The sequence below is a fragment of the Paenibacillus sp. FSL M8-0212 genome, assembly GCF_038004645.1.
Lineage (GTDB): Bacteria > Bacillota > Bacilli > Paenibacillales > Paenibacillaceae > Paenibacillus.
Window position 1 is genome coordinate 5,758,163 of the sequence record NZ_JBBORP010000001.1, and the last position, 13,058, is coordinate 5,771,220.

Annotated in this window: 8 protein-coding genes; 1 reads left to right on the forward strand and 7 read right to left on the reverse strand. The window is 44.8% G+C overall.

The genetic code is table 11. The annotated features are described in order from the left end of the window. Positions 1-155 precede the first annotated feature (155 nt). The 4 genes from MKX68_RS25330 to MKX68_RS25345 all read right to left on the reverse strand — a co-directional run bounded on the left by MKX68_RS25330 (position 156) and on the right by MKX68_RS25345 (position 7,447). Positions 156-2,828 (reverse strand): endo-1,4-beta-xylanase, encoded by a 2,673-nt coding sequence (locus MKX68_RS25330; protein WP_340914509.1) that lies wholly within the window; start codon positions 2,826-2,828, stop codon positions 156-158. 297 nt (positions 2,829-3,125) lie between these two features. Next, positions 3,126-3,977 carry a PRD domain-containing protein gene (locus MKX68_RS25335; protein ID WP_338586931.1) on the reverse strand — a complete coding sequence of 284 codons (852 nt, stop codon included), beginning with the start codon at positions 3,975-3,977 and terminating at the stop codon, positions 3,126-3,128. 17 nt (positions 3,978-3,994) lie between these two features. Beyond that, positions 3,995-5,437, reverse strand: coding sequence for a glycoside hydrolase family 1 protein (locus MKX68_RS25340; protein ID WP_340914510.1), 1,443 nt, complete (start codon positions 5,435-5,437; stop codon positions 3,995-3,997). 60 nt (positions 5,438-5,497) lie between these two features. After that, positions 5,498-7,447, reverse strand: a complete 1,950-nt coding sequence (locus MKX68_RS25345; RefSeq protein ID WP_340914511.1) for a beta-glucoside-specific PTS transporter subunit IIABC — start codon at positions 7,445-7,447, stop codon at positions 5,498-5,500. A gap of 404 nt (positions 7,448-7,851) precedes the next feature. Between MKX68_RS25345 and MKX68_RS25350 the strand changes: the two genes are divergently transcribed. Then, complete coding sequence (locus MKX68_RS25350; RefSeq protein ID WP_340914513.1) at positions 7,852-9,072, forward strand: cytochrome P450; 1,221 nt, start codon at positions 7,852-7,854, stop codon at positions 9,070-9,072. Positions 9,073-9,143: 71 nt separating this feature from the next. On the opposite strand, the gene MKX68_RS25355 is transcribed toward MKX68_RS25350, so the two are convergent. The 3 genes from MKX68_RS25355 to MKX68_RS25365 form a co-directional block, all read right to left on the reverse strand. Continuing rightward, entirely contained in the window at positions 9,144-10,550 is a 1,407-nt protein-coding gene (locus tag MKX68_RS25355; protein ID WP_340914514.1) for an MFS transporter, read from the reverse strand. A 290-nt stretch (positions 10,551-10,840) separates the two neighbouring features. Then, complete coding sequence (locus tag MKX68_RS25360) at positions 10,841-11,614, reverse strand: SDR family NAD(P)-dependent oxidoreductase (RefSeq protein ID WP_340915504.1); 774 nt, start codon at positions 11,612-11,614, stop codon at positions 10,841-10,843. 378 nt (positions 11,615-11,992) lie between these two features. Beyond that, complete coding sequence (locus MKX68_RS25365; protein ID WP_340914516.1) at positions 11,993-13,006, reverse strand: alpha/beta hydrolase; 1,014 nt, start codon at positions 13,004-13,006, stop codon at positions 11,993-11,995. Between the last annotated feature and the right edge of the window lie 52 nt (positions 13,007-13,058).

Sequence of the window (13,058 nt, forward strand, 5' to 3'; positions counted from 1 at the left end):
TTAGTATATCAAGGGCTGTTAAATATAGTCAAGGCAGTTTGTATCCCACCTCATCAGCTTGAGTGACGTATGTAAACGATGAAAACCATCATAACAATGGTTGAGTTTTATCCACTGTTATGATGGTTTCTACTCTTACAATTACTGCCGATGGATTAATGCCCGAGTTTGTTCTTTCCGACAAAAGTGAGTATTCCGTACTGGGAAGTGTTTCTCCAGCTCTCATTGGTCGTATCATTCCACTTGGCTACGTTCTGTTTACCTCCGCCCTGGTTGTCGTTAATTTGAAGCTCGAAACCGAGGACATTTCCAGCCTTTGGCGTCAGTGAATTCAACTGGATTCTGGCTTCTACGAGGTATCCTTTATTTGTTTTCTTCACAGCACTTACAAGGCGTCCGGGTGAGGCACTGCCTGCAAAGGTTCCGACATTGTCTGCACTGATTCTGAACTGGGCATCATCATATTGAAAATACGGTGTGCGCTGGTGATTCTCGTCCAGGAAAATCTCAACCGAATCCTGATCCCATGGGTTAATGCTATCTGTGATGATGTTTGGATCAGTGACATCGATTAGCAGATATAGATACTTACCTGACCACATTGCGCGAGCCACTGCCTCTGCCCCTTCGGTCTGATTCAACCGTTTTACTTCAAATGGTACAGCCTTGTTCCATAATGCGTCTTTCTTCCCATCAATCTGAACAATCCCTTGCATAGCTTGTGCAGATTTGGGCATAGGGGCGAGTTGAATCACGCCGTATTTGCTTGTATCTTGCTCCTGAGATTGTGTTCGATCATTCCAGTACAGTGGACTATAAGGTTGTGTCCCACTTGCAGCGCCATCCGTCACACGGATATCCAAACCGGCTTCATATTCTGATCCGGCTTGTATACTACCCCATGGAATGGACAATTCAACCTGATATCCGGCTTTGGTCTCGCGTACACGATATGAACGCTGCTCTGCGCCCTTAGCTTTGCCCGACCGCTTAATGATTACGTGTCGATCATCTGCTTCATATGAAGTGGTCTTGCCATTATTGAGATCAACAAAGAGTTCTACTTTGTCATTCACATCTGCCTTCGCATCCTGAACATCCACAAGGATAAACAGGTTACTTTGATCCCATAAGGTGCGGAAACTGGCTGATCCCGGAGAGTCGCCCTTCAGTGGAGTAGACACCGCTTTGTTCCAGAGCGGATCTTGTGACTGTTTTTTGATATCCGGTTTACCCGAAAGTGAGACGGCTCTCTGTGTCAACACAGGCAAGCTCGATTCATCCACGAGTCCCCAGTATGCTTTTTTGGCCTTCAGGGCTGAATCAAACAGCATCGCCTGGTTGTTGTAAGACTTCTCATCTTGGAGTCCCCATAGGGTAACTGAAGAAATGTGGTCTTTGTGTTTTTTGTACAAATCCAACAGTTCCTTATATCGATACGCTTGTTTTACCGCAACTTCATCCGACATCTCTTCACCAAATGGAATTCCGCTATCCACATCCAGTTCCGTGATCTGAATATCCAATCCAAGTTCGACGAACATGTTGATCGTTTTTTCAATTTCCTCGATGGGCGGCGATTCCAGGTTATAGTGGGATTGCAAACCCACACCATCGATGAGTCCCTTCTCTTTCAGTCGTTTGACCAACTGAAACATATGCTCTCTTTTCTCAGGGACTTCCGTGAAGTATTCGTTGTAGTATAATTTGGCATCCGGATCGGCTGCACGAGCAAATTCATAAGTTTTCTCAATGTAATCCGGACCGATTAGTTCATAAAAGGGACTTTTACGTAAACCGTTGGCATCACCATTACTATCCGCAATCGCCTCGTTTACCACATCCCATGCATAGATCTTACCTTTGTATCGGGTCATGACGGTTTCAACGTAATCCTGAATCCGGGCAAGTAGTAATTCTCGACTCGCAGGGTTACCCTGAGGATCCTTGAACATCCACTCTGCTGCATCAATATGCCACAACAGCGCATGTGCGCGTACACCCATACCATGCTCCTCGGCGAACTGAACATATTGATCGGCTGCCTCGAACTCATAAACACCTTCGGAAGGAGACATGTACTTTGGTTTCATCTCATAGGTTGCGGTTAAGCTGTTAAAGTGTTTGGTGAGCAGTTGTCCATATGCGCCTTCCAACTGCCAGCGATACACCGCTGCACCAATGGAGAAATCATCTTGATACAGGTCCTCCAGAGACAGAATCCCTTCTTCTATCTCCAGTTCCTCTGCCAGAGTAAATGAAATATCATCCACATAGAACGATAACGTATCTACGCTATCTTCAGAGATGTAGGGTGTTTCGATGAACAAATTCAATTCAGTAGGATCATCGCTATACTGAAATTTACCGGTGATCTTGTGCCATGTATTCCATTCTGGTTTGGCAATCTTCACGCTGCCGATCGGATTCCAGCTTTCAGCAGTAGTTTTTTTATAAGTGGTGAGCTGTAGTGTTTGATCCGTGGTGGGCTCCTGGGTAAGTCTTACATATGCCGTAATTTCATACTCTTGGTTACGCTTAAGCAGATCCTTCATGGATAACATCGGTCCATGATAGGAACGCTCACGGTTGGCGACCAGCATACTGGACTGACCTTCGTGTGCTTCCTGCTGTGTCACTGTCAGATTTTCACTACCGACACGTGGAGTCCATCCCTGAAGTGTACCGTCTTCAAAGTTTGTGCTCAAATGACTTTCCTCCACTTCTGTAACTGCCTTGGATGCATGTGAGACATTCGAAAATGGAAGCATGGCGAGTACGAGCACAAGAACCAAGGCTGTTATATTCCATTGACCTAACCGTTTCATACAATTCCTCCTCATGATTTGGTCTAAGTATTTCTGAACGGATTAACATCCAGATAAATAGATTATAGTTCTTTCGATAGCGCTTACATATAACAAATTCCCAATAATTATAATAAAAAGTTATCATTTGGTAATCTTATGTGAGTTTAGGAAGCTGGAGTTCGTTCGCGTGGAATATCAAAAAAGCCGCTACATATTTGCAAAAATAAAAGACCGTTTCCCGATAAAATACGAGAAAACGGTCATAGTTAGAAAGTATCTTTTTTCCTGTCTGCTAACAGGCATATAAACTTTGTTTTATAATCGTCCCTCGTCACCCTGTTCCTCCTGCACAATTCGTGCAATGTGAATCATCAAATATAATAATTCCTCGTTTGATATGGAGATGTCCAGCATATTCTGCACGTAGGTTTTGATCATCTCCGCGCATTTGTATTCAAGCGGATGCTCCTTCACCATGTGTTGAAATATAAAATCTTTCGCCGAATTGCCCAGACGCCCTTCTTGTAAACGCTGGATGAAGAATTGCAGATGTGTGACGAGTCTCACATAATGGATAGAATTTTTGTTCAATTGCATATCAAAGGTGTATTGAATCAGGTTAAAAATATCTTTTAACATCTTAACGGATTGCATCGTGCGCTCCATATTCTGTTCATGCGTTTGGGCATTCACAAAATGAAAAGCGATATTCCCTGCTTCTTCTTCCGGCAGTTCAATACCCAATTCTAGATTCAGCATCTGAACGGCTTCAAGGCCCAGTTCGAATTCGACAGGATGAAACCTCTGGATCTCCCATAACATGCGATTCTGTAATGCTACACCTTTTTTCCATCGTTCAATGGCAAACGACAAGTGATCCATAAGCGTAAAGAAGATTTGGTCGTCAAGAGACAGCTTTTCTTTTGCATTGGTAATCAGTTTGTTTATGACATTCACATGTTTTTCTGGCATGTTTTCGATGGTTCGTACGTAAGCCAGGGCAGACGGATTATTTTGCAGAATGAATCGTTTCTGGATATGCTCCTCATCGAGTCGCTCGCCGACTTTGCCTTTGAATGCCAACCCTTTTCCCATGACAATCATCTCTTGTCCTTGTTCATCTTTGGTCAGAAGCAAGCTGTTATTTAATATTTTGATTACTCTCATGAATTCATCACGATCCTTTATTCTTTCGTGACCGCCTGATCCGAATTTCCGATACATCTGCCATTCTGTTTAATGACCTCTTGATACCACGAGAAGCTTTTCTTCTTCAAACGCTTCAAGTCTTTCAGATCCTGTTCACCGCGGTTTACATAGATCATTCCATACCGTTTCCCATACCCCTGATGTGTGCTTACCACGTCAATAACGGACCAAGGGCAATAACCAATCACATCTACTCCATCCGTTAGAGCCAGTCTGATCTGTTCCAGATGTTTCTCGATAAAATCAATCCGGTACGTATCGTTAATGGTGTAATCTGCCTCAAGTACATCTGGGGCTCCTATACCATTTTCCGTAATTAAAATCGGGAGACCATATCGTTCACATACCTTACGCAATGTCAGCCTTAGGCCAACCGGGTCAATGACCCAGCCATATTTCGTTTTTTCCGTATAAGGATTCTCCGCGGCCCGGTATACTCCCTGCTCGCCAAGCATAATTTGCTGATCACCCGCACGAGCTGTAACATCCGACGCATCACCCATACTGGCGGCAATGGTTGCCGTCGAGTAGTAGTTGATTGCTATCAGATCGGGGCGGCCAGACTGGATATCTTCCATGTCACCCTGCTCAATAACCGGCTCGATGCCGCGTTCCTGTAAATAACTCCAGAATAATGGATTATACCGTCCCCACACCGATAAGTCGAGAAAACCCCATCCACGAATCGTCTCCCAGTTATGAGCAGCGATTGCATCGGCTGGTCTGGAGGTTGCCTGGTACATGGATGTCATGTTTAATGCAGGACCAATCTTGCCTTGCGGGAGCATATCATGGAATAGTCGCATCGTTCTACCTTGAGCTACAAACATGTGATGATTTTGCTGATACAGTTCCTTACTGGAAGGCAGACGTCCGCCTTTTGGTGTACCAATAGCACCGGGATGGAGAATCATCGTATTTTGCTCATTAATGGTCAACCAATATTTCACTTTATGCCCGTAATGCTCAAACAAGATACGCCCATACTCGACAAAGGCATCGATCGTCCCCCGGTTGTTCCATCCTCCGGTTTTCTCAAGCTCGTAGGGTAAGTCGAAATGGTACATGGTCACAATGGGTTCAATACCATGGAGCAGCAATTCGTCAATTAATTGGTGATAAAAATCGAGTCCCTTCTCATTAACAACCCCTGTGCCTGAAGGTAAGATTCGAGTCCATGCAATTGAAAAACGGTATGCTTTGAGGCCCAGCTCTGCAAAAAGCTTCACGTCTTCTCTGAATCGGTGATAGTGGTCGCTCGCTACTGTGAAATCGGCGGTTCCAGCCGGATGATCACACATATCGATGACGGACAGGCCTTTGCCATCTTCGTTCCAAGCTCCCTCCACTTGATAGGCCGAGGTAGAGCCTCCCCACAGAAATTCATTGGGGAATGGTTTGATGTGTTGATATAACATCTCAAACACTCCTTCATTTTAAATGTTGATCATGATATGTGACGGACCATATTACGGTTGTTACGAAAGGTGGATAATCGTCGCTCCAACCTCCACAGGGCTCTGTTTCTCCAGCTTAATGTCCGGGAAACGATCCGAATTGGCGATAATGATCGGGGTTATGACTTCATACCCTTCCGCCTTGATGGCATCGATATCAAAGCGGATCAACAAGTCACCCTGTTGTACCCGATCCCCTACTTTAATGGAAGAGTCGAAATGTCGCCCCTTCAGGTTGACGGTATCCACTCCAATATGAATGAGCACCTCTTCTCCATCATAACCGTTTAATTTGACCGCATGTTTGGAGTCCATGAAAGCCGTAACTTCACCTGCGATTGGTGCATACAGTTCTCCTTTTGCAGGAATGATTGCAGCGCCCTTACCCAGCAATCCCAAAGAGAAGACATCGTCTGGTACACGGTCAAGGTGGACTAATTCTCCTTGCATCGGGCTAGCGATTGTAAGTGGGCGTAATTCATTTTGATTTGCATTTGTTGTTGTAGAAGACTTAGTGTCTGTGCTGTTGTCTTGAACAGGCTGCCCGGAAATTGTCTTGTCATCGTTAACGTTGGTATTTCCTTCTTCTTCATCGTCTACTGGATCTTCAAAACCAATGATCCATGTCAGAGCAAAGGTAACGACAAAAGCGATCAGACAAGTCACAATGGCATGAACGATGTTCATCGGATTGCTGCCAATGAAGGCAGGTAACGCGGCAAGCCCTGGTGACACGAAGGCATAACGTACTAATCCGGTCAGACCTGCGTATATCCCTGCTACACCACCACCGATCATTGCGGCTATTAAGGGTTTCTTCAGTTTCAGTGTTACACCGTACAAGGATGGTTCCGTGATGCCCAGTACGGCGGTGAAACCGGATGAAGCAGCGAGCTGTTTCAGTTTTTTGTTTTTTGTTTTTAATGCTACAGCAAGCGTGGCTCCACCTTGAGCAATATTGGACGCGAGCATTCCCGGTCCGTTGATCATTTCATATCCATTTTTGGTTAGTTGGCTAGTTGCAATCGGCGTCATCGCCCATGCAGTGCCTGTTACGATCAGGAATGGTTGCAAAGTTCCCATTAACAAAGGAATCAGCCAACTGGCTCTGGCATTAATCGCTTCTGCACCCATGGCAACCAGATCATTCAGGTACGTTCCGAAAGGTCCAATCGCCACCAATGCAAGTGGTGCTGTAATCAATAGTACAATCATTGGTTTCGTGAAAAATTTGATCATGGAAGGCGATACCCGATCGGCAAAACGTTCAATGTAAGACATGAGCCAAACAACAATAATAATCGGCAAGACGGAGCCTGCATAGTCAGTTAATCGAACCGGAACACCGATGAAAAACACGTCTTTTCCTTCCGCCATCAGTGCGCTCCATCCTGGGTGTAACAATACGCCAGCAACCGTCATCGCCAGAATGGGACTTGTTTCAAACTTAATGGAAGCTCCATAAGCCAACAGAATAGGCATGAAATAAAAAGCCGCGTCCGCAATGGTATTAAGGATATAGTAGTTTTGGCTTTCCGTCGTTACAAGGCCTGTCAGCACAAGCACGGCTAATATCGCTTTGATCATACCCGCGCCAATGATTGCCGGAATGACCGGAGTAAATGTCGTTGAGATTACGCTGATGAATCTGGAGATCCAGCTCTGTTTTTGTTTTGGTCCGTTATTTTTGCCAGAAGCCGATTTGGAGTCCGCACTTCGGGTTGCAGAACCCATCTGTTGAGTGATAACACGATAGACCTGTTGCACCTCATTGCCCACGACAACCTGGTATTGCCCGCCATTATTCACAACGGTAATGACACCTGGAAGTGCTTTAAGCTTTTCTGTCTCTGCTTTGGAGATATCGTGCAGTTCGAACCGCAGTCGGGTTGCGCAGTGCGTAAGCCGGGCGATGTTGTCTTTTTTTCCAACCAACTCCGTAATCTCTTGTCCCAATTTGCGATAATCCATACGTTTGCCTCATTTCTGAATTTGGATATAAAAAAAGACCAAAACGATATGCTTCCCCTACTCACATAAGGAAAATGCAAAATCATTTTGGTCATGCCTGCTTTACCAGTAACAGCCAAACACTGCTAATATTCAATTCGTTATCGATGTAAACGTTTACTGGATCATAATATCACACAATAAATTAGTTAGCAATCACTTTATTCGACATTTTTCTGCATTTTGATATGAAAATTTTTCTCCATCTGCCCCCCTAAGAATAGCTCTAAATAATTAATATTGAGTAAAAAATTTCATTTAATTGCTAAATAAGTATGATTTATGTTAAGTTTGATTTAAATAATGATAGATTGACTATCATTATTTAGTGATTTCCAATCTACTTAAAAGGATGGCGAGGAGACATGCGGGTTGATAACAGATCGATCGTTATTCATCAGGTATCTAATTTAGAGACACCTGAAGAACTTTGGAATCCATATGCTTACTATGAGGACATGCTGGAGAATCATCCCATTTATTTTGACGAAGAGCAGCAGGTATGGAATCTGTATCGTTATGATGATGTCAATTCCGTTTTAACAGACTGGAAACGTTTCTCCAGTGTACGTAAACGGAGTGTATCCCCGGTTCCACCGGTAGTTACCCGAGTGGACATCAATTCTGTCGATCCCCCTGTTCAACGTGATATTAGAAAGTTAGTCTCTAGCGCCTTCACCCCACGTCAGTTAAAAACCTGGGAGCCTCAAATCGCAGCTATCGTTGATGAGTTAATGCTTGAGATGAAGGCAAAAGATGATGTGGACATCGTTCGAGACTTAGGGGTCCCACTTCCTGTTACTGTCATTGCCGATCTGCTTGGGGTGGAGAGGCAACACCGCGCACAGATCAAAGCCTGGTCTGACATGTTATTTTTCCCCAATGCTGCAGGTAATGAGCAGGAGCAGATAAATGCGAAGTATGCGGCTATGCAGGAATTTAACGAATTTTTGCTCCCCATTGTTCAGCAGAAGAGAAAGCATCCTGCCGAGGACATTATTTCCGATCTCACACTTGCCGAGCTGGATGGGGATCAGCTGACCGATGAAGAGGTTGTTACCTTTAGCTTGGGGCTGCTTGCTGCTGGGAACGAAACTACGACCAATATGATAAACAGCCTGTTCTACAGTTTTATGTATGATCAACCCGGAATCTATCAGAATATTGCCGCAGATCCAGAGCTGATTGAGAATACCGTGGAAGAATCGTTAAGGTATCGTTTTCCAACGACACTTGATCGTGTAGTAGTAGAGGATACAGACATCCTGGGCGTGCCTATGAAAAAAGGAGACGTTGTGTTAACCTGGCTGGGTGCAGCCAACAATGACCCTAGCCATTTTCCCGAACCTTCCCGCTTTGATATCTACCGTCCCAACAGCAATCGTCATCTAGCCTTCGGCAAAGGACCTCACTTTTGTCTGGGCGCTCCATTGGCCAGGCTGGAGGGCCAGCTAGTGCTGAGAGGCTTCACGAATCACTTTTCCAATATTACTGCAAAAATCAAATTTGAAGCGGCAAGCCAGATATACCCGGGTACACAGACTCTTCAAAACCTGCCGGCCATCTTAACACCCAAGCTTTTTTGATTTAATTGTATCAACATAAAAGTGCCCTTACACACAAGCGATTGGCTGTGTGTAAGAGCAACTTTATGTTATTATGCCTTTCTTCTATCTTCAAGTTCCCTAATAATGGTTGGATATTCCTTGTCCAGCTTGTTTTTATAAAGGAATACTGCAAGAAGAATGAATACAACAATCGGGACATATATATTCAACGCAATGATGGCCTGCTTGGCTCCTTCTCCTTGGGTTGTGGCTTGTTCAACATATCCTCCCAGTGCGAGGAACCATCCAATCATAGCTGTGCCAATGGCTGTGCCTACTTTTGAACCGAAACCGATGACACTGTTCGTCAAACCAACGAGTCTTTTGTTAAATTTCCATTCACCGTATTCAATCGTGTCTGTAACCAGTGCTCCACCTACTGCCATGAGTGGAATCGTACCAAGCGTTTGGAAGATGGAACAGATCAGCCCCAATGTAATGCTCTCTGGAGCGACTAACCGAACAGCTGCTCCGAGGAATCCGATAACAATACCGCCAAGGGCCGTGGTACGCTTGCCGTAACGTTTGATAAACGGTCCAGATAAGGCAAATCCGATAATCACGGGAATCAAGCCAATAGCGCCCATGATGCCGATCAGGCTGACATTACCCCAAATGTACTTGGCATAATAACTTCCTGCTGCTACACCCAGAGCAAACAAAATGTTGGCGAGAGCCATTACGAAGAACATGTACACCCAGTATTTATTGGCAAAAAGCAATTTCAGTCCTTCACGAATCGGCGTTTTATCCTGAAACATGCCGAGTTCGTCCAGTTGAACATTATTGTACTTTTCTTTATTGGACAGGAATGCAATGAAGATCCCGATTGCTGCAACACCAGCAAAAATTGCTGCGAGCAACGTCCAGTCACTTCTGCTATTCCCCATGGTTGTAACGACTGGAACAAATGCAACGGCAACAACCATACCTGCCAGATACCCGCTGCTTGAACGGATGATACCCATTAAGGAGCGCTCGTAACTGTTACGCGTTGTTAACGCCATCAAGCTGGTATATGGAATCGAGGTTGGAGTGAACACCAAAATGTAGAACACAAGATTTGTAATAATCGCATATATTATTTTGCCTGTGGAACTTATATCCGGCACGGAAAACATTAAGAATAATGAGATGAACATTGGAATGGTCATCCATAACAACCAGGGACGGGCTTGCCCATACTTGGTTTTGGTCCGATCTACCAGTACACCCATACCGATGTCTGCAAACGCATCCAAAACTTTGGTCAGCAGCATTACTGTACCGACTACCGCGGCAGATACACCAACGACATCCGTGTAATAATACGTGATCAAACCCAACAATCCACTTGAAATGTTTAACCCGAACTGTCCCATTGAATCACCAATTAACTTTCTCGTTGGTATTTCCCGGGGTGGCTGAGTCGGCGTATTATCTACTTTAATATGCTGCTCATTCACTGCAACTCCCATAACACTCGCCTCCGTTACTCTTCATGTTGAATTTCTCTTCCTCTTCTATACTTTCATTTTATGTCCTGGCACATATAACAGATATAGCGCATTGTTAAGATCAAATAACGCAATCCAAACAGAAAGTATTGCTGCTGTTTGAACGACAAAAAAACTGATTCAGGTATGCTGAATCAGTTTTTTTGTCTTTATATTTTATGCACGATTCTTATGAATAAAATGAAACGAAATAGATCAGGAATCTGCTTTAAAACCGCTAGAAACATGATCGAAAGACTTGCTGTTAAGCCTTAAAGAGTCAATCCACCGTCTGCTACAATGATGGAGCCTGTCATATAGCTGGAGCCATCCGATGCCAGGAATGCTACGAGTTCAGCAAGCTCCTCAGGCTCCGCAAAACGCCCAATTCTCATATTCGGGAATTCTTCAGGCATATAGTCGCTCTCTTGTAACATTTGCGGAACAGCTGCGGTCAGCGTAGTGGCTACACCCCCAGGGCAGATGGCATTCACACGAATGCCTTTTCTGACGTACTCAATCGCTGCGGCTTTTGTCAATCCAGCAACACCGTGTTTACTCGCTGTATAAGCGGCCAGACTATGCTCAGCGCGAAGTGCTGTTGTTGATGCGGTATTAATCACGTGGCCATAGCCTTGTTGAACCATCACGTTGAGAGCGTGCTTCATCCCCAGGAAGATCCCTTTCAGGTTAACGTCGATGATTCGTGAGAAATCGTTTAGAGACGTTTCGTGAAACGGTTGGAACTTCTGAATGATGCCTGCATTGTTAAACGCGACATCGATTTTACCAAATGTTTCAACTGCTTTTTGAATATAGTTTTTTACATCCTCTTCCTTGGATACATCGGCTTGAACAAAAATCGCCTCGCCATCTTGTTCTTTCACAAGCTCAAGTGTCTCTTCCCCTGTTGTTACGTTGTAATCCACCAGAACGAGCTTGGCTCCTCTCGATGCCATCAACACTGCACTAGCTCGGCCAATACCGCTGCCAGCGCCTGTGATGGTAATCACTTTACCTGCCAGTGAATCGGATTTTGGGTTCATAGCTTTGCTCGCTTTAGGAGCCTCTACAGATTCAAAAGTTACGTTAGCAAGATCGGCTTTCAGTGCGGACAAAATGTCTTCTGGCAGATCGACCTGTGGAATGGCAGCGAGCTGGTCCAGCGTAAAATGGGAAGCCATTTTGAATGATGGCTCGTTAATGAATTCAGGTAGATGTTTGGTAAGCAATGCAGTTGCTTCTTCATTATTCAATAGTTCCGAAATTTTAATGTTTTCATTGTAAGTTGTCATAGTTGTTTCCTCCAGATTCTCTTTTTGATAGTTTAACTATTATATTGGTATAAATACTATCATTCTGTGTCGATTTTTGCAATTCGTTATTTTAATAGATTTGGAACGAATCGGAAAATGGTTAAAGGGTCATCCTGCTTCTGCTGTGTTGCCTTCAGGTTTTATCACTGAAATAGTCTTTAGTCCATCGTTAAGCTGCTTCTGCTCTTCCTCAGTCAACAGGTCCCCGCCATAACTCAAGATCGTGCGAAGTGGCACTCCCATCGCATCAGGATGTGGAGTTTCCCCGAGTTCAGGGATAGCGGCAAGAATCAGCTTTTTACATTGCTCGTTGCTCCATAGAAGACCCAGCTTCACATCGAGACTGTACTCGTGGACCTCTTCACCCAGAACATGCTCAATAGAAGAGGGAAATTCGCCAAACACACTGCGGACCCAGCGTGTACACAGATCAAACCACTGGGCGACGGCAGGCTCAACCATACTCTGGAGACCCGAGGATGTTAGTGGACGGGCAAGGGAAAGCCCATGGGTACCTGTCGGGAAAATATGCATTTCAAATGGAATATTGTTGCGGTTAAGCGCATCGGCAAACGCAAGGGAATTCTGTACAGGTACACGTCTGTCGTCAAACGTATGGAATAGGAACGCTGGTGGTGTAAGCTCGTCCACCTCCTGATCAACGCCTGGAACGGGCGCAGGGAAAATATCACTCATCTCCTCCAGAATACAAGGATAACCAAGAATCATCGCATTAGGCCGAGTAGAACCCATCGTCCCCAACGCTGCAGCAAGATGGCCTCCTGCGGAGAAGCCGCATACCGCTACTTTTTGAGGATCAATGCTCCAGTCCGCACTGTTGGCCCGTATGAGAGTCAACGCTTCCTCGGCATCATTCAATGGTCTTGGAAATCCAGCATGCTGATTGAGTGAATATCGCAGGATAAAGACTTGATAACCTTCAGCCAAAAATGCCATAGCGACGGGTTCAGCTTCTCGATCAGAACAAGCTCTATACCCTCCACCTGGAAGTACAAGTACCGCTGGCCGCTGTTTAATATTTGGCATCTCGGGTGAAGAATCCAGCAGGTAGGCGGTCAATGTGACGTTTGTATTGCTCAGGGTAACCGAATGTATTTTCATTTAAAATCTGCTCCTTAACTCAGTGGATTGGCAGGGCTAAAAGGATACTTCT

What these genes read in the sequence shown, in the direction of transcription:
- MKX68_RS25335 (WP_338586931.1), bottom strand. Translation starts at nt 3,977, where the DNA reads ATGAGAGTAATCAAAATATTAAATAACAGCTTGCTTCTGACCAAAGAT.
- MKX68_RS25365 (WP_340914516.1), bottom strand. Translation starts at nt 13,006, where the DNA reads ATGAAAATACATTCGGTTACCCTGAGCAATACAAACGTCACATTGACC.
- MKX68_RS25345 (WP_340914511.1), bottom strand. Translation starts at nt 7,447, where the DNA reads ATGGATTATCGCAAATTGGGACAAGAGATTACGGAGTTGGTTGGAAAA.
- MKX68_RS25340 (WP_340914510.1), bottom strand. Translation starts at nt 5,437, where the DNA reads ATGTTATATCAACACATCAAACCATTCCCCAATGAATTTCTGTGGGGA.
- MKX68_RS25330 (WP_340914509.1), bottom strand. Translation starts at nt 2,828, where the DNA reads ATGAAACGGTTAGGTCAATGGAATATAACAGCCTTGGTTCTTGTGCTC.
- MKX68_RS25355 (WP_340914514.1), bottom strand. Translation starts at nt 10,550, where the DNA reads ATGGGAGTTGCAGTGAATGAGCAGCATATTAAAGTAGATAATACGCCG.
- MKX68_RS25350 (WP_340914513.1), top strand. Translation starts at nt 7,852, where the DNA reads ATGCGGGTTGATAACAGATCGATCGTTATTCATCAGGTATCTAATTTA.
- MKX68_RS25360 (WP_340915504.1), bottom strand. Translation starts at nt 11,614, where the DNA reads ATGAACCCAAAATCCGATTCACTGGCAGGTAAAGTGATTACCATCACA.